This is a genomic window from Pseudomonas sp. MPR-R2A5 (assembly GCF_058793055.1).
This window is the reverse complement of sequence record NZ_JBXAFK010000028.1, coordinates 27,228-48,614: the sequence shown is the minus strand read 5'-3', so window position 1 is coordinate 48,614 and position 21,387 is coordinate 27,228. Positions and strand designations below refer to the sequence as shown.

Genomic DNA, 21,387 nt, shown 5'->3' with positions numbered 1-21,387 from the left:
CCCCTGCAACCTGTCAGGACTTACTTGATGCTCAAGGCACTGCGTTTTTTCGGATGGCCATTACTGGCTGGCGTGCTGATTGCAATACTGATTATTCAGCGTTTCCCCGAATGGGTGGGCTTGCCCAGCCTTGATGTGAACCTGCAACAGGCCCCGCAAACCAGCGCGGTAGTACAAGGCCCGGTGACTTACGCGGACGCGGTGGTTATTGCTGCCCCCGCGGTGGTCAACCTGTACACCACCAAAGTCATCAACAAACCTGCGCATCCGTTATTTGAAGACCCGCAGTTTCGCCGCTATTTCGGCGACAACGGGCCCAAGCAACGGCGCATGGAGTCCAGCCTCGGCTCGGGCGTGATCATGAGCCCGGAAGGCTACATCCTCACCAACAACCACGTGACCACCGGCGCCGACCAGATTGTGGTGGCCCTGCGTGACGGTCGTGAAACCCTGGCCCGCGTGGTGGGCAGCGATCCGGAAACCGATCTGGCCGTCCTGAAGATCGACCTCAAGAACCTACCGTCCATTACCCTGGGACGCTCCGACGGCCTGCGCGTGGGCGACGTGGCATTAGCCATCGGCAACCCGTTCGGCGTGGGCCAGACTGTCACCATGGGCATCATCAGCGCCACCGGGCGTAACCAGCTGGGCCTGAACAGCTACGAAGACTTTATCCAGACCGATGCGGCGATCAACCCGGGCAACTCCGGCGGCGCGCTGGTGGACGCCAACGGCAACCTGACCGGTATCAACACGGCGATTTTCTCCAAGTCGGGCGGCTCTCAGGGCATCGGTTTTGCGATCCCGGTCAAGCTGGCGATGGAAGTGATGAAGTCGATCATCGAGCATGGCCAGGTGATTCGCGGCTGGCTGGGCATTGAAGTGCAACCGCTGACCAAGGAACTGGCTGAGTCGTTCGGCCTGACCGGGCGCCCAGGCATCGTGGTCGCCGGGATCTTCCGCGACGGCCCGGCGCAGAAAGCCGGCCTGCAATTGGGCGACGTGATCCTCAGTATCAATGGCGAACCGGCCGGTGATGGTCGCAAGTCGATGAACCAGGTGGCGCGGATCAAGCCGACCGACAAGGTGACGATCCAGGTGATGCGCAACGGTAAAGAGATCAAGCTGCTGGCGGAAATCGGCCTGCGCCCACCGCCTGCGCCGGTGAAAGAAGAGGAATAAACCACAGCGCCAGGTACCCGTGCGCGGGTACCTGTAAGCTCATATTTCAAAGCAAATTCATTCTCATTAGACATGTTATATTGTTTCAATATCGTTATTGGAACGCTCTATCATGCCGTCTCGAAAACTTGCCCCCTTGGCTGGCCTGGCCTTGGGTTTGCTGCTCGACCCCGCCGCTGCTGAAGAAAACACCGTTGAACTGGAGACCATCAGCGTCACTACCGACGCCTACGAATCCGCCACCGGCCCGGTCAAAGGCTACCGTGCCACCCGCTCGGCCAGCGCAACCAAAACCGACACCGCCCTTCGCGACATCCCACAGTCCATCAGCGTGATTCCCGCCTCGGTACTCACGGACCTGGGCAGCACCAACGTGGAACGCGCCCTGGAGTTTGCCGGCGGAGTGTCCAAGCAGAACAACTTTGGCGGCCTTACGCTCTACGAATACAGCGTGCGCGGCTTCACCACTTCGGAGTTCTACCAGGACGGCTTCAGCGCCAACCGGGGCTACCCAAGCACACCGGACGCGGCCAATATCGAACGTATCGAAGTGCTCAAAGGCCCGGCCGCCAGCCTGTATGGTCGCGGCGATCCCGGCGGCACCGTGAATATCGTCACCAAAAAGCCTCAGCCTGAAGCCTTCACCACCCTGCAAACCAGCGCCGGCAGTTGGGACCGTTATCGCACCGCTCTCGACGTCAATACGCCGCTGGACAGCGAGGGCAACCTGCTGTCGCGGGTCAACCTGGCGGTGGAGGACAACCACAGCTTCCGCGATCACGTCCAGAGCAAGCGCGTATTTGTCGCGCCCTCATTCAGCTGGCAGCTTGACCCGGACACCCGCTTGCTGGTGGAAAGCGAATTCGTACGCCACAGTTCCACCTTCGACCGCGGCATCGTCGACGCCCCAGGCGTATCGCGCTCCACCTTCCTCGGCGAACCCAACGACGGCGATATTGATAACCACAACAACCGCATCCAGGCCACCCTTGAGCACCACCTCAACGATGCCTGGAAACTGCGCCTGGCCAGCCACTACAAACAAGGGAGCCTGTGGGGCGATGCATCGGAAAACCGTGCGCTGAATACCGACAGCCACACGGTTGATCGCCGCTACCGCGAACGCTCCATGGGCTGGCATGACAGCATTACCCAGCTTGAGCTCCGGGGATTGTTCGATATCGGCAGTTGGCAGCATGAATTGTTGATCGGTACCGAATACGAGGACTACCGCAAGAAGGAGCGCGTGACCGCAATTGCCGGCAGCCGCTACACCATCGACCTCTACAACCCGGTCTACGGTCAGCCCAAACCCAACGGCGCACGCTCCGGTACCGACTTCTTCGAACAGACCAAAAGCCAGGCGCTGAACCTGCAAGACCAGATCCTCTTCACCGACCGCCTGCGCGGCATGATCGGCGCACGCGTGGAGCATTTCGAACAAAGCACCGACGACTTCACCCGCAACCACACCAAGAGCCGACAGACCCACACTGCCCTTACCCAACGCGCCGGCCTGCTCTATCAGCTCACGCCTGAACTCGGCGTGTTCGCCAACGCCTCGACGTCGTTCAAGCCCAACAGCGGTCTGGATATCGACGGTAAATCCTTCAAGCCGGAGGAAGGTGTGGGGTATGAAGCGGGGATCAAGAGCGAGCTGTTCGACGAACGCCTCAGCGCCACCCTCGCCGCTTTTCACATCGAGAAGGAAAACGTGTTGGCCCTGGACCCGACCACCAACACCAACCGCGCCATGGGCAAGGCACGCAGCCAGGGCTTTGATCTGCAAGTGACCGGGCAGGTGACCGACGCGGTGCGCGTGATTGGCGCCCTCGCCTACATCGACGCCGAAGTGACCAAGGGTGACAAAACCATCCCGACTGGCAGCCGCATGCTCGGCGTAGCCAAGCGCAGCGGCAGTCTGTTGGGCGTGTATGAATTCCAGGATGGAGCATTGCGCGGTTCAGACCTGGGTGCGGCCCTCACCTACGTGGGTGATCGCTCGGGTGAAGCCGGTGGCCGCTTCGAGCTGCCCGCCTACCACACCGTCGACCTGCTCGCGCATTACAAGGCCACGGACAACGTCACCGTGGGGCTGAACTTGAACAACCTGTTTGATGAGAAATACTACGAGCGGTCCTACAGTAGCTATTGGGTCAATCCAGGTGAGCCGCGCAACTTCACCGTGAGCCTGACCCTCAACCTGTAACGCGATCAAGCCTGTGGGAGGGAGCTGGTCCTAATGCCAGTCAGCTAAGAGATAGAACAAGCAAACAGCAACCTGTGGCGAGCGGGCTTGCCCCGCGTTGGGCTGCGCAGCAGCCCCAATCAATCGGAATGCGGAGTATCAGGCACTCCTCAGCGGCTGGTTCCGGGGCTGCTGCGCAGCCCAACGCGGGGCAAGCCCGCTCGCCACAGCAAAGCCCGCTAGCCACAGTTACAGCGTTCTTCCTTAACTAACTGGCATGAGGGTGTGCCCCCCTCCCACATTACAGTGCAACGGGCGCCCGCTCGCACAGGGTATTGAGCGCCACCGCCCACTGCTCGCTGTCATTCAGGCACGGCACCAGCACCAACTCCTCGCCCCCCGCTTCGCGGAACTGCTCGCTGCCGCGATCGCCGATTTCTTCCAGCGTCTCGATGCAATCGGCGACAAACGCCGGGCACATCACCAGCAACTTTTTCACCCCTTGCTGGGCCAACGCCTCAAGGCGTGCCTCGGTGTAGGGTTCGATCCACTTCGCACGGCCCAGGCGCGACTGGAAGGCCACCGACCACTTGCCATCCGGCAAGCCCAGGCGTTCGGCGAAATCCCGGGCAACGCTGAAGCACTGCGCGCGGTAGCAGGTGGCGAGCACCTCAGGCGAGGCGTTCTTGCAGCAATCGGCATCCTTGAAACAATGCGCGCCAGTGGGGTCGAGCTTTTTCAGATGACGCTCGGGCAGGCCGTGGAAACTCAGCAGCAAGTGATCGTAGTGCTCTTCTATATAAGGTCGAGCACTGGCCGCCAGCGCGTCGAGGTATTCCGCCTGATCGTAGAACGGTTGCAGGATCGAGAATTGCACGTTGAGCTTCTTATCGCGCACCACCCGCCGGGCCTCTTCGATCACCGTGGTCACGGTGCTGTCGGCAAACTGCGGGTACAACGGCGCCAGGGTGACGTTCTGAATACCCTGGGCGGCCAGGCGAGTCAGGGTGGTTTCCAGGGACGGCTCGCCATAGCGCATCGCCAGCTCCACCGGACCCTGGGTCCACTGCGCAGTCATCTGCTGTTGCAGGCGCCGGCTGAGCACCACCAGCGGCGAGCCCTCGTCCCACCAGATCGAGGCATAGGCATGGGCCGACTGCTCGGGACGCTTGATCAGGATCAGCGACACCAACAGGCGCCGCACCGGCCATGGCAGGTCGATCACATAAGGGTCCATCAAAAACTGATTGAGGTAGCTGCGCACATCGGCCACCGAAGTAGACGCCGGTGACCCCAGGTTGACCAGTAACAACGCGTGATCCGTCATGCAACATCCTATCTCTAGAGGCGGCTGGACAAGTCGTCCAAGGCCGCCTTCAACTCAGTGAACTGGAAAGTGAAACCGGCGGCCAACAGCCGCTCGGGTAAAGCTTTCTGGCCGCCCAGCAACAAACCGGACAACTCCCCCAACCCGACCTTCAATGCGAAGGCTGGCATGGGCATGAACGCCGGGCGGTGCAGTACCTGGCCCAACGTCTTGGCAAACTCGCGGTTACGCACCGGGTGCGGCGCGCAGGCATTATAAGGACCACTGGCGTCCCCCTGGTGCAGAAGAAAATCAATCAGGGCGATTTGATCCTTGATGTGCACCCATGGCATCCACTGCCGACCATTACCAATAGGCCCGCCCAGCGCCAGTTTGAACGGCAGCAACAACCGCGACAAAAAGCCGCCCTCAGCCGCCAGTACCAACCCGGTACGCACCAGCACCACGCGAATGCCCAGCGCCTCGGCACGCTGGGCGGTTTCTTCCCAGGCGATGCACAGCTGGCTGGGGAAATCGTCCTGCACCGGGCCACTGGCCTCGGTCAATTCGCGCTCACCACCATCGCCGTACCAACCTACGGCCGAACCGGAAATCAACACCTGCGGCTTGTGCGCCAGGCCTTCCAGCCATGTCAGCAGGGTTTCGGTCAGGCTGATGCGGCTGCTCCACAACAATGCCTTGCGTTTGTGCGTCCAGGGACGATCGGCGATGGGCGCGCCGGCGAGATTAATGACCGCGTCCACCGGGCCGATAACCTCTTGCAAGCGGGCAACACCCCGCACGGCGTCGCCGCACACGTTGGCGACTTGTGCAGGTTGACGGCTCCACACCGTCAGGTGATGACCTTGCGCCAGCCAGTGTTGGCAGAGTTGACGGCCGATCAGGCCGGTACCGCCGGTCAGCAAAATATGCATGGGACGCTCCTCATGTAACGTTCGCCGCCGATCACTGGTCTATTTTATAAGCAGGGATCAATTTGTAATCGGGCGTGACATTGGTTTAAGCAGACGGGTTTAGCCTCAGTCTTAACCATAGGCCACGCCAAACGATCAGGTACGCCAAAACTTATACCAAAAAACAATATTGTACAGCTATTGGTGTCGGCGTAGTCTGTACCCAACGGTAAAACGAGGCCTCCCATGACTGTCCCCATCGCGATCATCGGTACCGGCATCGCCGGTCTCTCCGCCGCCCGAGCGTTACGAGACGCCGGGCACGTTGTACAACTCTTCGATAAAAGCCGCGGCAGTGGTGGCCGCATGTCCAGCCAGCGCAGCGATGCCGGCGCGTTGGATATGGGCGCACAGTATTTCACCGCCCGCGACCGACGCTTCGTCAACGAAGTGCAGCGCTGGCAAAGCAACGGCTGGGCCGAGCAGTGGACACCGCAGTTGTATAACTTCAAATCCGGCCAGCTCACGCCCTCCCCCGATGAACAGACCCGCTGGGTCGGCACACCGCGCATGAGCGCCATCACCCGCGCGCTGCTCGACGACCTGCCGGTGGAGTTCGGTTGCCGGATCACCGAGGTATTCCAAGGCAAGCACCACTGGAACCTGCTGGATGCCGACGGCGGCAATCATGGGCCGTTCAGCCACGTGATCATCGCCACGCCCGCCCCCCAAGCCACCGCCCTGCTGGCCGCCGCGCCCAAGCTGGCGGGTGTCGCTGCCAGCGTAAAAATGGACCCGACCTGGGCCATCGCCCTGGCCTTCGACAAACCCCTGGATACGCCGATGGAAGGCTGCTTCGTGCAGGACAGCCCGCTCGACTGGCTGGCACGCAACCGCAGCAAACCGGGGCGCGACGCCACCCTCGACACCTGGGTGTTGCACGCCACCAGCGCCTGGAGCAAGGCGCACCTGGACCTGTCCAAGGAAGCGGTGATCGAACACCTGCACGGCGCCTTCGCCGAACTGCTGCACAGCGCCATGCCCGCGCCTTCCTTCAGCCTGGCGCACCGTTGGCTCTACGCACGACCGTCCAGCGCCCATGAGTTCGGCGTACTGGCCGACGCCGACCTGGGCTTGTACGTGTGTGGTGACTGGTGCCTGTCAGGCCGGGTGGAAGGTGCCTGGCTCAGCGGCCAGGAAGCCGCGCGACGCTTGATCGAGCACCTGCGATGAACCGCGTCAATCCTGCCAAATTGCTGCTGTCGAAATGGACAGCAGCAAGCCCGCGCAACAAGGAAAAGCACTTCCTCGTCACTGAACTGTTTCGCGACGACGAAGGCACCGTGCTGGACATCGAGTTGCAAGCCGTGATGACCCGGCGTACAGAGCGCCTGGCCTGGCAAACCCTGCAAAACGCCGAGAATTGGCACATCGGCTGGAAATAGCCTGCGCAAAAATACTTGTACAAATAATTTGACTTGTACAGCGCCAAACCTATGATGAGATTTAGTTGTACAGGTTCTACACCTTGTACAGGAATTTTGCAGAGGTTTGGCCATGCCCACTACCCCGTCCTTCAAGCCGAAAATTGGCATCAGTGCCTGCCTGCTGGGCGAGACCGTACGCTTCAATGGCGGCCACAAACAATCCCATCTGTGCAGCGAGGTGCTCGCCGAGTATTTCGACTTCGTGCCGCTGTGCCCGGAAGTGGCGATCGGCCTGGGCATTCCCCGTGAAACCATTCGCCTGGTGGGCGATGCCGAACAGCCACAGGCCGTTGGCACGGTGCATCGCGAACTGAACGTCACTGCGCCGCTTGACGCATACGGCCGGAAAATGGCCGCCGAACACACTGACCTGTGCGGCTACATCTTTATGCAGAAGTCGCCCTCGTGCGGCCTGGAGCGGGTCAAGGTGTACCGCGAGAACGGCGCACCGGTGGACGGCGGCGGTCGCGGCATCTACGCCCAGGCGTTTTGCGCTCGCCACCCGAACCTGCCCGTGGAAGAAGATGGCCGCCTGAATGACCCGGTCCTGCGGGAAAACTTCCTGGCGCGCGTCTTCGTCTACGCCAGCTGGCAACGACTGCTGGCCGAGGGCCTGACCCGCCACCGCTTGCTCGCCTTTCACTCGCGCTACAAGTATTTGCTGATGGCCCACAGCTTGATGCATTACAAAAGCCTGGGCCACCGGCTCGGCAGCATGTCCAAGGATGCCAACCTCGACGAATTGGCGGCCTGCTACTTCAGTGACCTGATGACCGGCCTGAAAAAGTGCGCCACCCGCGGCAGCCACACCAATGTGCTGCAACACATCAGCGGTTACCTCAAGCAGGTCATCAGTGCCGATGACAAACAGGAAATGCAGACCGTCATCGGCCAGTACCGCCAAGGCATCGTGCCACTGGTGGTGCCGTTGACGCTGCTCAAGCATCACTTTCGCCTCCATCCGGATCGCTACATCGCGCAGCAGGCCTACTTGCAGCCGCACCCGGAAAATCTCAGCCTGCGTAATGCGATCTAACCCATGAACAGTGTCATCAAAGCCGTCCTGCTCGACGAACCTGGCGAAGATATCGCCCAAGCCCTGGAGAACGGTTGGCTGCCGATCCGCGAAGTGGCGCGCCAGACCGGCGTCAACGCCGTCACCCTGCGCGCCTGGGAACGCCGTTACGGCCTGATCGTGCCGCAACGCACGCCCAAGGGGCACCGGTTGTTCAGCGCCGAGCATGTCCAACGCATCCACACGATCCTTACCTGGCTCAACCGTGGCGTGCCCGTCAGCCAGGTGAAAACCCTGATCGACTCAGCCCAGGTCAGCCCCGAGGCGGTCGAAAACGAATGGCATTCCCTGCGCCAGAACCTGGTGAAGGCCATCAGCGAACTGGCCGAACGCCGCGTAGACGACGCCTTTAACCAGGCCATGGCGCTGTACCCGCCGCGCACCCTGTGCGAGCAATTGCTGCTACCGCTGCTCAATGAACTGGAACAACGCTGGCAGGGCCAGTTTGGCGCGCAGATGGAGCGGGTGTTTTTCCTGTCCTGGCTGCGCAGCAAGTTTGGCGCGCGCATCTATCACAACAACCGCCAGTTGCATGGCGCGCCACTGCTGCTGATCAACCATTCCGACCTGCCCCTGGAACCGCATGTGTGGCTCAGCGCCTGGCTGGCCAGCAGCGCCGACTGCCCGGTGGAGGTGTTCGACTGGCCCCTGCCCGCCGGCGAACTGTCCCTGGCGGTGGAACACCTGCAACCGCGCGCCGTGTTGCTCTATTCGAGCAAAGCCCTCCACTGGTCGGCATTCGAAAAACTTTTGGCCGGCGTCAGTTGCCCAAAACTGATCGTCGGACCCACGGTATGCATCCACCAAACGGAGCTGGCCGTATTAATCGGCGACACCCCGGAATTGTTCGTGGCCGAAGACCCATTGTCGGCCCACCAGCGTCTGATACAGCGTGGACTTCTTTAAATGCATTTGACCTGGCTGCGCACCGACTTGCGCCTGCACGACAACACCGCCCTGGCCGCCGCGAGCCAGCGGGGCCCGGTGGCCGCCGTGTACCTGATCACCCCGCAGCAATGGCTGGCCCACGATGACGCGCCCTGCAAAGTCGACTTCTGGCTGCGCAACCTGCAGCACTTGAGCCAGGCGCTGGGTGCGCTGAACATTCCGTTGCTGATCCGCCACGCCGAGACCTGGGACCAGGCGCCTGCCGTGCTGAGCCAACTGTGCCGGGAATTGTCGGTGACGTCGGTGCACGTCAACGAGGAATACGGCATCCATGAAAGCCGTCGCGACGCGGCCGTCGCCCAGGCCCTGGACGCCGATGGCGTGGCCTTCCACAGCTACCTGGACCAACTGCTTTTCCAACCGGGCAGCGTACTGACCAAGACTGGCACCTACTTCCAGGTGTTCAGCCAGTTCCGCAAGGTGTGCTACAGCCGCCTGCACACTGCTTTACCCCGGTTAGTGGCGACGCCCAAGGCCCAAGCCGCACTCAAGCTCAAGAGCGACCCGGTCCCTCACCAGGTCGAAGGGTTCGAACCACCGAGCGAGACACTGCGCGCGCTATGGCCCGCCGGCGAAGACGAGGCCCGCCGCCGCCTCGACGCCTTCGCCGACCAGCAGATCAGCGACTACAAGGATGAGCGTGACTTCCCGGCCAAACCCGGCACCAGCCAGCTCTCCGCGTACCTCGCGGCCGGCGTGGTGTCGCCGCGCCAATGCCTGCACGCCGCGCTGCAAACCAACCAGGGCGAATTCGAAAGCGGCGACATCGGCGCGATCACGTGGATCAATGAATTGCTCTGGCGGGAGTTCTACAAACACATTCTGGTGGGCTACCCCCGGGTGTCGCGCCACCGCGCTTTCCGCCCCGAAACCGAAGCGCTGGCCTGGCGCGATGCGCCCCAGGATCTCGCCGCCTGGCAGCAAGCGCGTACCGGCCTGCCGATCATCGATGCCGCCATGCGCCAACTGCTGGAGACCGGCTGGATGCATAACCGCCTGCGCATGGTGGTGGCGATGTTCTTGACCAAGAACCTGCTGATCGACTGGCGCGAAGGTGAGCGCTTCTTCATGCGCCACCTGATCGACGGCGACCTGGCGGCCAACAACGGCGGCTGGCAGTGGAGTTCGTCCACCGGTACCGATTCGGCACCCTACTTCCGGATTTTCAGCCCGCTGAGCCAGTCGGAAAAATTCGACAGCGAAGGCGTCTTTATCAAGCACTGGCTACCGCAGCTGGCGGCACTGAATAAAAAGGAAGTGCACAACCCCGCAGCCGTCGGCGGCTTGTTCGGCGTGGCCGATTACCCCCGCGCCATCGTCGACCTCAAGCAATCGCGCGAACGCGCCTTGGCGGCTTTCCGCAGCCTGCCATCGCGCCAGGCAGTCGGAGCCGAGCATGAGTGACTTCCTGCGCCGTTTCGCCCAGGCCTTTGCCACGCTGGACAAGCACAACCTGCAGTTGCTCGACAGCCTGTACAGCAAGGACATCGCCTTCACTGACCCGCTGCACGACGTGCAAGGGCTGCCGGCGCTGCACCGTTACTTTGCCGAGCTGTACGGCAACATCAGCCAACTGCGCTTTGACTTCCAGGGCGTCGACGAGGTGGCCGACGGTGAAGGCTACCTGCGCTGGAAAATGAGTTTTTGCCACCCGCGCCTGGCCGATGGCAAGGTGATCCGGGTGGAAGGCTGCTCGCACCTGATGTGGCGCGAGAACAAGGTGTACCGCCATCGTGACTATTTCGATGCGGGCGCGCTGCTTTACGAGCACTTGCCGATTATCGGCCGTGTGGTCCGTTGGCTGAAAAGGAGAATGGGATGAGCCTTACACCGCCCCGTCGATATTGGCTGACCGGCGCCAGCAGTGGCATCGGCGCTTCCCTCGCCGTGGAGCTGCTCAACAGCGGCGCCCACGTGGCACTCAGCTCGCGCTCCAAGGGGCCGCTGGAGGCCCTGGCCCAGCGCTTTCCCGGCCAGGTGCTGATCGTGGCGGGCGACCTGACCAACAGTCAGACCGTGCGTGAAATCGGCGAACGCATCAGCGCGACCTGGGGTTCGCTGGACACGGTGATCCTCAATGCCGGCACCTGCGAATACGTGGACGCCCAGCAGTTCGACTCGTCGATTGTCGAGCATGTGGTGCGCACCAACCTGCTCGCCAGCAGCTACTGCATCGAAGCCGCACTGCCCCTGCTGCGCGCCGGGCGCACGCCGCACCTGGTGGGCGTCGCCAGTGCCGTGACCTACCTGCCAATGCCCCGCGCCGAGGCCTACGGGGCGTCCAAGGCCGGCCTGCGTTACCTGTTCGAATCCCTGCGCGTCAGCCTGTCACCGGAAAATATCGACGTCACCGTGATCAGCCCTGGGTTTGTCGACACGCCGCTGACCGCGCGCAACGACTTTCCGATGCCCCTGAGCTGGTCGGCGGACAAGGCCGCGCGGCATATCTTTGCCAAACTGGACAAGCGCCCCCTGGAAATCGCCTTCCCGGCGCTGTTCATCGCCACGCTCTGGCCGCTGTCGAAACTGCCAGATCGCGCGCAACTGATCATCGGTAAACGCATGCTGCGCAGCCCTCCGCCGAAAAAGGACGAGCTGTGAAAATCGCCATTATCGGCAGCGGTATCGCCGGGCTGACCAGCGCCTACCTGCTCAGCCGTCGCCACGACATCACGCTGTTCGAAGCGGGCGATCGCATCGGCGGGCATACCCACACGGTCAACGTCACCGTCGAGGGCAAACGTTATGCGGTGGACACGGGCTTTATCGTGTTCAACGACTGGACCTACCCCAACTTCATCCGTCTGCTGGGGCAGATCGGCGTGACATTCAAACCCACCGAGATGAGTTTTTCGGTGTGCGACCAGAGCGCGAATTTCGAGTACAACGGCAACAACCTCAACAGCCTGTTTGCCCAGCGACGCAATATCCTGTCGCCGGGGTTCTGGGGCATGTTGCGCGATATCCTGCGCTTCAATCGCCAAGCACCGCTGGACCTGCAAGCACAACGCATCAACGCCGACATGACCTTGGGCGACTACCTCACCGCCGGCGGCTACGGCCCGCGGTTTATCCAGCATTACATCGTGCCGATGGGCGCGGCGATCTGGTCGATGTCCCTGGCCGACATGCTCGGATTCCCTTTGCAGTTCTTCGTAAGGTTCTTCAAGAACCACGGCTTGTTGTCAGTGAACAACCGCCCGCAATGGTGTGTGATCGAGGGCGGTTCAAGCCGCTATATCGAACCGCTGACGCAAAGCTTTCGTGAACAGATCCGCCTCGATTGCCCGGTGCGCCGGGTGGAACGTAACGCAGAGGGCGTGATCATCCACAGCGCCGCCGGTACCGAAGCCTTCGACAAGGTGGTGTTCGCCTGCCACAGCGACCAGGCACTGGCGCTGCTCGGTGATCCCAGCCAGGCCGAGCAGCAAATCCTCGGCGCCCTGCCCTACGCCGACAACGACGTGGTACTGCACACCGACACCCGCTTGCTGCCCGATCGCGAATTGGCCTGGGCCAGCTGGAACTACCGGCTGACCGGCAACGCGCAGACCCAGGCGGCCGTCACCTATGACATGAACATCCTGCAAGGCATCGACAGCACCACCACGTTTTGCGTCAGCCTCAACCAGACGCCGATGATCAACCCACTGAAGATCCTCGCCCGCTACACCTACGCCCACCCGCAATACAGCCTGGCAGCGGTGGCCGCCCAAGCGCGCTGGGAAGAATTGAACGGCGCGCAGCACACCTATTATTGCGGCGCCTACTGGGCCAATGGTTTCCATGAAGACGGCGTGGTCAGCGCATTGCGCGTGGGCAAGGCGTTTGGAGAAACCCTGTGAACAGCGCCCTGTACAGCGGCTGGATCGCCCATCGCCGGTTCGCGCCCAAGGCCCACGCCTTTCGCTACCGCATCGGCCTGCTGTACCTGGACCTGAGCGAAGAAGACGAAGTGCTTGGGCTTTCGCCCCTGGCCGGCACGCGTCGCCTGGCGCCCTTCGGCTTTCGCCAGCAGGATTACCTGCGAGAATTCACACGCCACGGCATGAGCTTGAGCGATGCCGTGCGCCAGGAAGTCGGCAAGGCCCTGGGGCGTGCACCCCAGGGCGCTATCTGCCTGCTGACCCAGGCCCGCAGTTGGGGCCTGGCTTTTAATCCGGTGAGTTTCTTCTACTGCTTCGAAGCCGACGGACAATTGGCGGCGATCCTGTGTGAAGTGACCAACACCCCATGGCGCGAGCGCTATCACTATGTGCTCCCGGCCCAGGCCCTCGCCGCCGGCGAGCACCAGCATTTCGCCGTGGCCAAGGCGTTTCATGTCTCGCCGTTCCTGCCGCGCAACCTGGAATACCGCATGAGCTTCAGCCCACCCGCCGCCAGGCTTGGCGTGCACATGGCCGATTGGCAGGGCTCGCAAAAAATCTTCGACGCGACCTTGAGCCTGCAAAGAGAGGCACTGAGTCGCACCAGCCTGCACCGTTACCTGTGGCGTTTTCCGTGGATGACCGCGAAGACCTGCCTGGCCATCTACTGGCAGGCCCTGCGCCTGTTACTCAAGCGCATACCGATTTTTTCCCATCAGGCCGCCGATGGCGCCTCTCGCACAGCAGTCGGTTATACCAAGGATCGCCGCCATGAAATCCCCTAGCTTATCGGTCAAATCCAGCCGCCTGAACATCAACGGCCTGACCAGTGCGCTGTTGCGCAAGGGCGTGCTGCGCCAGCTCAGTCAATTGCGCCATGGCCAACTGGTGATCATCGAGGACGGCGAACGCCAGGTCTTCGGCGCACGGGAAGCGCACCTGCTCGGGGAAATCCAGATCCTCGACTCGGCGGTATGGGGCCTGGTGGCGGCCAACGGTTCCATCGGCGCGGGCGAGGCGTTTATCCATGGCTACTGGAGCAGCCCAGACCTGACCGCCGTGGTACGCGTGATGGTCAGCAACCTGGAAGTACTCGATGCACTGGAAGGTGGCCTGGCCAAGTTGGCGCGGCCGTTCACCCAAGGTGTGCACTGGCTCAACCGCAATACGCGCAAAGGCTCGCAGAAAAACATCGCCGCCCACTATGACCTGGGCAACGACCTGTTCGAAGAGTTCCTCGACCCGACCATGATGTATTCGGCGGCGCAGTTCCTCACGGCCGATGACACCCTGGAACAGGCGCAACTGAACAAGCTTGCGCGCATCTGCCAGAAACTGGCGCTCAAGCCCAGCGATCATCTGCTGGAAATCGGCACCGGTTGGGGCAGCATGGCCTTGTATGCCGCACAGCATTACGGCTGCAAGGTCACCACCACGACCTTGTCCAAGGAGCAATTCGCCTACACCGAAAAACGCATCCAGGCCCTGGGCTTGCAGGACCAGGTGACGCTGTTGCTGCAGGACTACCGCGACCTGACCGGCCAATACGACAAGCTGGTGTCCATCGAAATGATCGAAGCGGTGGGCCATCGCTTCCTGCCGACCTACTTCAAGCAATGCGCGCACCTGCTCAAGAGTGACGGCCTGATGTTGCTGCAAGCCATCACCATTCGCGAACAGCGTTTCGAGCAGGCCAAGAACAGCGTCGACTTTATCCAGCGCTATATCTTCCCCGGCGGCGCCCTGCCCAGCGTGCAAAACATGCTGCATATCGTCAGCCGCAACACCGATATGAACCTGCTGCACATGGAAGATTTCGGCCTGCATTACGCGCGAACCCTGCGCCTGTGGCATGAGAACTTTCGCCGCGCCCATGGCCGCCTGACAGAATTGGGCTACGACGAATACTTCCTGCGCTTGTGGGAATTCTATCTGTGCTACTGCGAAGGCGGCTTTATGGAGCGCACCATCGGCACCGCACAGTTACTGCTGGCCAAGCCCTCGGCCATCACGCCCCCCCTGCTCGGGCGGTTCAGTGCTTAAAACCGTCGCCAACGCCGCGCTGTTCCAGTGCGGCTGGCTTGCCTGCGTACTCGGCGGCGACAGCCCCTGGCTGCTGGTGGGGGTGGCGGTGCTGGCAGTCCACCTGCTGTGGATAAGTTCGTGGGCCGAGGATGCTGCGCTGATCATCCGCGTGACGCTGGTGGGTACGGTGCTGGATACGCTGCTGCGCAACCTCGGCGTTTTTCAGTTCAACGAGCCGGGGCCGCTGATTCCGTTGTGGTTGATCCTGCTGTGGGCGACGCTGGCAACCACCTTGCGCCATTGCCTGGCCTGGAGCGCCCGGCCCTGGTGGCGTGCAGCTGTGCTGGGAGCCTTCGGCGGGCCATTCTCGTATTACGCAGGGAGCCAATTGGCGGGCGTGCAGTTTGGCTACGCATTGTGGCCAACCATGGCGGGGCTGGCGCTGCTTTGGGCGGCGGTGTTCGTCGGCTTGCACCGGCTGGCACGCTGACGTCTGTCAGCCCTTTCACACCTGTGTCACCCACTTGCCTTACACTGCGCGCCTATGACCAACATCCCGCATACCCAAATCGCCGAACCCACCGTGACGTGCTCAACGTGCGCGGCCTGCTGCTGTCAGCTGGAGGTCATGCTGATCACCGACACCGGCGTACCGCAGCGCTATATCGATACCGATGACTGGGGCGGCGAGGTGATGCTGCGCCTGGATGATGGCTGGTGCGCGGCGCTGGATCGGGACACGATGATGTGCACGATTTACGAGCGCCGGCCGCTGATTTGCCGGGAGTTCGAGATGGGTGCGCCGGAGTGCCTGGTCGAGCGTGAAGGGATTACGACGGCGTATCGCTGATCCCAAGCCGAAGAAACGCTCAATATGGGAGGGGGCTTCCCCTAATGCCTGCCAGTTAAGCGTACATCGCCTTCTGTTGGAACCAGGCGTCCCCCTCGCTCCTACAAAAAAGCCTTAACGGACTGGCATCAGGGCTTGCCCCTCCCACAGGTTTTGCAGGGTTCTGAAATTACAGCGGCATCGTGTAGTGCAGCGAGTAGCTTTCTACGCCGTCGTTGTGGTTGCTGATCCCGGCGTTGGAATAGTGAGTGGCACGAATGCCCACCTCATGCCCGCCGGTAAAGCGCAAGCCAAAGCCCAGACGGTCTTCGAACTGGAAGGCCTGGCCAATGTTGTTGTCTTCCAGGCGTGTGCGGGAGAATACCGCCACCCCGATCCCGGCCTCGACGTAGGGTTTCACCGACTGCCCGGCGAATTCATACACAAACACTGGCGAGAACGACAGGCTGCTCGCACCTGCACGCTCATCACCTTCCCAGTAGGTATAAGCGCCGCTCCAGTAGCCGGTCAGGCGACCCACATCGCTCTGCATCCAGCTCTTGTCCCAATTCGACGTCAGCCCCAATCGATAGGTCAGCGTCGAATCACTGGTGGCCCCCAGGCCAAACTCAAGGCCGGCGGCCTGCGCCGAAAAAGAGTGTCCCACCACAACGGCCGCAATCGCAGCCAAACAGAACAAGCGCTTCATAAGAAACATCCTTTCCGAACGAAGTTATAGGGTTTTGTACAGACTAACGGGCAATAGAAGCTGACGCGTAGCCAGAAGTTCAGCTTCTAATCGCGATTTTTAACGAAATTTTCACGAACCGAAGCTTCGCACAACTCCAGGATGTTTCCAAAGTGTTGGTAGGATATTTCTGAGGTGATACACATCACCACTGGTCCAGAACTGTGCCGGCTGCGCCGGATCAGTGGCCAGCAGGTCGCGCTCGCCGAGCAGGCGCTTGAGTTGGCGCGCGACGGCAGCACCGGTGTCGATGAGGATGATGCTCGCGGGAAGCATCTGCGCCAGGAGCGGCTTGAGGAAGGGGTAATGGGTGCAGCCCAGGATGATGGTGTCACAGCCGGCACTGAGCAGCGGGTCGATGTAGACCTGCAACAGCTGACGCAGGGCCGGGCTGCTCAAGTCACCGCTTTCAATCAGTTCCACCAGGCCCGGGCAAGGCTGGGTGATCACCCGCACATCGGTGGCGAACCGGTCGAGCAAGGCCGCGAACTTGGCGCTTTGCAGGGTACCGGTCGTGGCCAGCACGCCGACCACCCCACTGCGAGTGGCGGCAGCGGCGGGTTTGACGGCGGGCTCCATGCCCACCAGCGGCCAGTCGGGGTAATCCAGGCGTAAATCGGCGACAGCGGCAACGGTGGCGGTATTGCAGGCAATCACGAACGCCTTGGCGCCCTGCTCACGGAAAAAACCCGCCACTTGCCGGGAACGCTCAAGAATGAAAGCCGGGCTTTTCTCACCGTAGGGGATGTACCCACAGTCGGCCACGTACAGCAGCGACTCATGGGGCAATAGCTGCTGAATCTCCTCCAGCACCGTCAACCCGCCGATGCCGGAGTCGAACACACCAATTGGCGCGTCCTTAACCATGCTGCGTCCCACAGACGCTGCAACCGGGGTCGCGCTTGACGCGTAACTCACGGAACCGCGTGGTCAAGGCATCGATCAGCAACAGGCGCCCCACCAATGGCTCGCCGAACCCGGCCAGCAGTTTCAAGGCTTCCAGGGCCTGCAGGCTGCCGACCAGGCCCACCAGCGGGCCAACCACGCCGGCCTCGCTGCAGGTCAATTCAGTGTCGCTGCCGTGCCCATATAAACAGTGGTAGCAGGGGCTCTCGGCGCGGCGCGGGTCGAACACCGACAATTGCCCCTCAAGGCGAATCGCCGCCCCGCTGACCAGTGGCTTGCCGGCGGCGACGCACGCAGCGTTGACCGCTTCACGGGTGGAAAAGTTATCGCTGCAATCGAGCACCACATCCACACCCGTCACCGCCGCCGACAGAGAATCGGCATCCAGCGCGGTGCGATGGGCCAGCAATGTGACTTCAGGGTTGATCGCCGTCAGGCGGCGCATGGCCGAGTCGACCTTGCTCAAGCCAACGCTGTCGGTGTCATGGATGATCTGGCGTTGCAGGTTGGTCAGGTCGACCGTGTCAAAGTCCGCCAGATGCAGTTCACCCACACCGGCAGCGGCCAGGTACAGCGCAACCGGAGCGCCGAGACCACCGAGGCCAACGATAAGCGCGCGGCTGTTTTTCAGACGCAACTGACCGTCGATGTCGACAGCCTGCAACAGAATCTGTCGGCTATAGCGCAACAGCTCCTGATCGCTCAGCATGGACGGCGTCCCAGGCTGATACGTTCGTGGCCACCGAGGTCGACACGACTGTGGACATCCTCAAATCCCTCGCCCAACAACAGGTCACGTACGGCCGGGGCCTGATCGTAGCCGTGTTCGAGCAACAGCCAACCACCCGCCGCCAGGTGGGCCGGGGCTTGGGTGATGATCAGGCGCAGGTCGTCCAGGCCATCATGGCCCGCGACCAAGGCACTGGCGGGCTCGAAGCGCACATCGCCCGCGACCAGGTGCGGGTCGTTGTCGGCGATATACGGCGGGTTGCTGATGATCAAGTCGTAGGTATGGCCTTGCAGGGCGCTGAACCAATGGCTGTTCAGTACCGTAGCGTTCGTCAGCTGCAGGCGCTGGCGATTGCGCTCGGCCAGGGCCACCGCTTCGAGCACGCGGTCAACGGCGGTGACGTCCCAGGCCGGGCGCTCGCTGGCCAGGGCCAGGGCGATGGCCCCGCTGCCGGTGCCCAGGTCGAGAACCTTGGCAGGGCTCGCCGGCAGCAGCTCCAGGGCGGCCTCCACCAGCAGCTCGGTCTCCGGGCGCGGGATCAGGGTATGAGGCGCAACCTCCAGGTCGAGTTTCCAGAAGCCTTGCTGGCCGAGGATATAGGCCACCGGTTCACCGGCGCGGCGACGCCGCAGGTAGTCGGCAAAGATCAATGCGTGCTCGCTGCTGACGATCTTCTCCGGCCAGGTATGCAAATAACTGCGCGGCTTACCCAGGGCAGCCGACAGCAACAGTTCCACATCCAGGCGCGCGGTGGGCGAGTCGGGCAGTTCTGCGGCACGCAGGAGGCTGGCAATGATGGTCATTTATTCACCTATGGCCGCCAGCTGGTCGGCCTGGAATTCGGCAAGCAACGGCTCGATCACCGCGTCGACACCACCGGCGAGGATTTCATCCAGCGAGTAAAGCGTGAGGTTGACCCGGTGGTCGGTCACCCGGCCCTGGGCAAAGTTATAGGTGCGGATACGCTCGGAACGGTCCCCCGACCCCACCAGCAACTTGCGCTCGCTGGCAATCGCGTTGGCAGCGGCGCTGGTCTGCTGGTCATTGAGCTTGGCTGACAGCCAGGACATGGCCCGCGCACGGTTCTTGTGCTGGGAACGCTCTTCCTGGCACTCCACCACGATGCCCGACGGCAAGTGGGTGATACGGATCGCCGAGTCGGTCTTGTTCACGTGCTGGCCGCCGGCGCCCGACGAGCGGTAGGTGTCGACCCGCAGGTCGGCTGGGTTGATCTCGATGGCTTCCTGTTCGTCCGGCTCTGGCAACACAGCGACGGTGCACGCCGACGTGTGGATACGGCCCTGGGATTCAGTCGCTGGAACCCGCTGCACACGGTGCGCACCGGATTCGAACTTGAGCTTGCCGTAGACGTTGTCGCCTTCGACCCGGGCGATGACTTCTTTATAGCCGCCGTGCTCGCCTTCGTTCTCGGAGAGGATCTCGACGCGCCAGCCGCGACGCTCGGCGTAGCGCGAATACATGCGAAACAGGTCGCCGGAGAAGATCGCCGCTTCGTCACCACCGGTGCCGGCGCGGATTTCCAGGAACACGTTACGCCCGTCGTTAGGGTCCTTGGGCAGCAGCATGCGTTGCAGGTTGCCTTCCAGCTCGGCGAGTTTTTCCTTGGCTTCACGGACTTCTTCCACGGCCATTTCGCGCATGTCCGGGTCGCTGTCCTTGAGCAGCGCCTGGGCGCCTTCGAGGTCGGCCTGCACTTTCAGCAGGTTTTTATAGGTAGCCACAATGGGCTCAACTTCCGCGTATTCCTTGGAATAGGTGCGGAACTTGGTCTGATCGGAGATGACCTCGCCATCGCCGAGCAAGGCGGTCAGTTCTTCGAAACGGTCCTGGAGCACGTCCAGTTTATTGAGCAGTGACGCTTTCATTGCGGTTTTTTATCCGAAGAGCTATCTGACGCGCCCTCACCGAGGGCAAAGAGTTCCTGGGCCATGGCCAGCGCATCGAGGCGGCCTTCGGCAGTCAATTTCTTAAGCTGTACGCTCGGCGCGTGGAGCAGCTTGTTGGTCAGGCCACGGGCCAGTTGCATCAGCACGTCTTCGGCGCTGCTGCCATTGGCCAATAAACGCTGGGCCTTGGTCAATTCTTCATCACGCAGGCGCTCGCCTTGCTGACGATACGCCTTGAGCACATCCACCGCCGCCAGTTCACGCAGGCGCACCATGAAGTCTTCGGCGCCGACGCTGACCATTTCCTCGGCCGCCTGGGCAGCGCCCTGGCGACTCTTGAGGTTTTCGGCAACCACTTCGTGCAGGTCGTCAACGCTGTAGAGGTAAACGTCGTCCAACTCGCCGACTTCGGGTTCGATATCCCGGGGCACGGCGATATCCACCATGAAGATCGGCTTGTGCTTGCGCAGCTTCAACGCGCTCTCGACCGCGCCTTTGCCGAGGATCGGCAATTGGCTGGCGGTGGAGCTGATGACGATATCACTGCGCACCAGCTCGGCCGGGATATCCGACAACAACACGGCATGGGCGCCAAACTGCTCGGCGAGGATGCTCGCGCGCTCCAGGGTGCGGTTGGCGACCACGATACGCTTCACACCCAGGTCGTGCAGATGGCGGGCGACCAGGGTGATGGTCTCGCCGGCGCCAATCAGCAGGGCCTGGCTGCGTTGCAAGTCGCTGAAAATCTGTTTGGCCAGGCTGACGGCGGCAAAGGCCACGGACACCGGGTTTTCACCGATGGCGGTGTCGGTGCGCACCTGCTTGGCGGAATTGAAGGTGGCCTGGAACAGGCGCCCCAGCAACGGCCCCACGGTGCCGGCCTCACGGGCCACGGCGTAGGCGGATTTCATCTGGCCGAGGATCTGCGGCTCGCCCAACACCAGCGAGTCGAGGCCGGAAGCGACGCGCATCATGTGACGAACTGCCGCATCGTCTTCATGCACATACGCGCTGGCGCGCAGGTCATTGAAGTCCAAATGGTGGTAATCGGCCAGCCAACGCAGCACGACATCCGCGCTGAGATGTTCCTGCTCTATATAAAGCTCACTGCGATTGCAGGTCGAAAGGATCGCAGCTTCGCGGCTGTCGGTGAGACGGCAGAGCTGCTGCAACGCCTCAACCAGCTGCTCTGGCGTAAACGCCACGCGCTCGCGCACGTCTACAGAGGCAGTCTTGTGGTTAATACCGAGTGCGAGGAAGGCCATTCAATATCGCT

Annotated in this window: 22 protein-coding genes; 14 read left to right on the top strand and 8 right to left on the bottom strand. The window is 62.0% G+C overall.

Annotation, left to right across the window (positions count from 1 at the left end; all coding sequences use genetic code 11):
• Positions 1-27: 27 nt before the first annotated feature.
• Positions 28-1,182: a Do family serine endopeptidase AlgW gene (algW, locus tag AC1Q6I_RS19925; protein WP_024073320.1), complete on the top strand. Its 1,155-nt coding sequence runs from the start codon at positions 28-30 to the stop codon at positions 1,180-1,182.
• A gap of 112 nt (positions 1,183-1,294) precedes the next feature.
• Positions 1,295-3,391, top strand: coding sequence for a TonB-dependent siderophore receptor (locus tag AC1Q6I_RS19920; protein WP_102624667.1), 2,097 nt, complete (start codon positions 1,295-1,297; stop codon positions 3,389-3,391).
• 280 nt (positions 3,392-3,671) lie between these two features.
• Here the strand turns inward: AC1Q6I_RS19920 and hemH are convergent, their stop codons facing one another.
• Positions 3,672-4,697, bottom strand: coding sequence for a ferrochelatase (gene hemH, locus AC1Q6I_RS19915; protein ID WP_069075211.1), 1,026 nt, complete (start codon positions 4,695-4,697; stop codon positions 3,672-3,674).
• 14 nt (positions 4,698-4,711) lie between these two features.
• Positions 4,712-5,611, bottom strand: coding sequence for a TIGR01777 family oxidoreductase (locus tag AC1Q6I_RS19910; RefSeq protein WP_024073317.1), 900 nt, complete (start codon positions 5,609-5,611; stop codon positions 4,712-4,714).
• A 225-nt stretch (positions 5,612-5,836) separates the two neighbouring features.
• Here AC1Q6I_RS19910 and AC1Q6I_RS19905 point away from each other — a divergent pair, with 225 nt between their 5' ends.
• From AC1Q6I_RS19905 to AC1Q6I_RS19850, 12 genes are all read left to right on the top strand, one after another.
• Positions 5,837-6,823, top strand: a complete 987-nt coding sequence (locus AC1Q6I_RS19905) for an NAD(P)/FAD-dependent oxidoreductase (protein ID WP_024073316.1) — start codon at positions 5,837-5,839, stop codon at positions 6,821-6,823.
• Positions 6,820-7,035: a TIGR02450 family Trp-rich protein gene (locus tag AC1Q6I_RS19900; RefSeq protein ID WP_024073315.1), complete on the top strand. Its 216-nt coding sequence runs from the start codon at positions 6,820-6,822 to the stop codon at positions 7,033-7,035. Before AC1Q6I_RS19905 ends, AC1Q6I_RS19900 begins: the two co-directional genes overlap by 4 nt.
• Before the next feature lie 112 nt (positions 7,036-7,147).
• Positions 7,148-8,113 (top strand): YbgA family protein, encoded by a 966-nt coding sequence (locus AC1Q6I_RS19895; RefSeq protein WP_024073314.1) that lies wholly within the window; start codon positions 7,148-7,150, stop codon positions 8,111-8,113.
• Positions 8,114-8,128: 15 nt separating this feature from the next.
• The gene (locus tag AC1Q6I_RS19890; RefSeq protein ID WP_041161093.1) at positions 8,129-9,058 is read left to right on the top strand and encodes a MerR family transcriptional regulator; all 930 of its coding nucleotides are present in this window, start codon (positions 8,129-8,131) and stop codon (positions 9,056-9,058) included.
• Entirely contained in the window at positions 9,059-10,504 is a 1,446-nt protein-coding gene (gene phrB / locus AC1Q6I_RS19885) for a deoxyribodipyrimidine photo-lyase (protein WP_024073312.1), read from the top strand.
• Positions 10,497-10,922 carry a nuclear transport factor 2 family protein gene (locus AC1Q6I_RS19880; RefSeq protein ID WP_024073311.1) on the top strand — a complete coding sequence of 142 codons (426 nt, stop codon included), beginning with the start codon at positions 10,497-10,499 and terminating at the stop codon, positions 10,920-10,922. Before phrB ends, AC1Q6I_RS19880 begins: the two co-directional genes overlap by 8 nt.
• The gene (locus AC1Q6I_RS19875; RefSeq protein WP_069075213.1) at positions 10,919-11,701 is read left to right on the top strand and encodes an SDR family NAD(P)-dependent oxidoreductase; all 783 of its coding nucleotides are present in this window, start codon (positions 10,919-10,921) and stop codon (positions 11,699-11,701) included. Before AC1Q6I_RS19880 ends, AC1Q6I_RS19875 begins: the two co-directional genes overlap by 4 nt.
• Entirely contained in the window at positions 11,698-12,945 is a 1,248-nt protein-coding gene (locus AC1Q6I_RS19870) for an NAD(P)/FAD-dependent oxidoreductase (protein WP_024073309.1), read from the top strand. The genes AC1Q6I_RS19875 and AC1Q6I_RS19870 overlap by 4 nt, the downstream gene beginning before the upstream one ends.
• Complete coding sequence (locus tag AC1Q6I_RS19865; RefSeq protein WP_069075215.1) at positions 12,942-13,751, top strand: DUF1365 domain-containing protein; 810 nt, start codon at positions 12,942-12,944, stop codon at positions 13,749-13,751. Before AC1Q6I_RS19870 ends, AC1Q6I_RS19865 begins: the two co-directional genes overlap by 4 nt.
• Complete coding sequence (locus tag AC1Q6I_RS19860; RefSeq protein WP_024073307.1) at positions 13,738-15,009, top strand: SAM-dependent methyltransferase; 1,272 nt, start codon at positions 13,738-13,740, stop codon at positions 15,007-15,009. Before AC1Q6I_RS19865 ends, AC1Q6I_RS19860 begins: the two co-directional genes overlap by 14 nt.
• The gene (locus AC1Q6I_RS19855) at positions 15,002-15,481 is read left to right on the top strand and encodes a DUF2878 domain-containing protein (protein WP_024073306.1); all 480 of its coding nucleotides are present in this window, start codon (positions 15,002-15,004) and stop codon (positions 15,479-15,481) included. Before AC1Q6I_RS19860 ends, AC1Q6I_RS19855 begins: the two co-directional genes overlap by 8 nt.
• Positions 15,482-15,535: 54 nt before the next feature.
• Complete coding sequence (locus tag AC1Q6I_RS19850; protein ID WP_024073305.1) at positions 15,536-15,841, top strand: YkgJ family cysteine cluster protein; 306 nt, start codon at positions 15,536-15,538, stop codon at positions 15,839-15,841.
• Between the two features lie 169 nt (positions 15,842-16,010).
• On the opposite strand, the gene AC1Q6I_RS19845 is transcribed toward AC1Q6I_RS19850, so the two are convergent.
• The 6 genes from AC1Q6I_RS19845 to hemA form a co-directional block, all read right to left on the bottom strand.
• Positions 16,011-16,529: an acyloxyacyl hydrolase gene (locus tag AC1Q6I_RS19845; protein ID WP_024073304.1), complete on the bottom strand. Its 519-nt coding sequence runs from the start codon at positions 16,527-16,529 to the stop codon at positions 16,011-16,013.
• Between the two features lie 111 nt (positions 16,530-16,640).
• The gene (gene murI, locus AC1Q6I_RS19840; protein WP_024073303.1) at positions 16,641-17,435 is read right to left on the bottom strand and encodes a glutamate racemase; all 795 of its coding nucleotides are present in this window, start codon (positions 17,433-17,435) and stop codon (positions 16,641-16,643) included.
• On the bottom strand, positions 17,428-18,183 hold the full coding sequence (locus AC1Q6I_RS19835; RefSeq protein ID WP_024073302.1) for a molybdopterin-synthase adenylyltransferase MoeB: 756 nt from the start codon (positions 18,181-18,183) through the stop codon (positions 17,428-17,430). Before AC1Q6I_RS19835 ends, murI begins: the two co-directional genes overlap by 8 nt.
• The gene (prmC, locus tag AC1Q6I_RS19830; protein WP_102624911.1) at positions 18,177-19,007 is read right to left on the bottom strand and encodes a peptide chain release factor N(5)-glutamine methyltransferase; all 831 of its coding nucleotides are present in this window, start codon (positions 19,005-19,007) and stop codon (positions 18,177-18,179) included. Before prmC ends, AC1Q6I_RS19835 begins: the two co-directional genes overlap by 7 nt.
• Positions 19,008-20,090, bottom strand: a complete 1,083-nt coding sequence (gene prfA, locus AC1Q6I_RS19825; protein ID WP_024073300.1) for a peptide chain release factor 1 — start codon at positions 20,088-20,090, stop codon at positions 19,008-19,010. It lies immediately after the preceding gene.
• Entirely contained in the window at positions 20,087-21,376 is a 1,290-nt protein-coding gene (hemA, locus tag AC1Q6I_RS19820; protein WP_024073299.1) for a glutamyl-tRNA reductase, read from the bottom strand. The genes prfA and hemA overlap by 4 nt, the downstream gene beginning before the upstream one ends.
• Between the last annotated feature and the right edge of the window lie 11 nt (positions 21,377-21,387).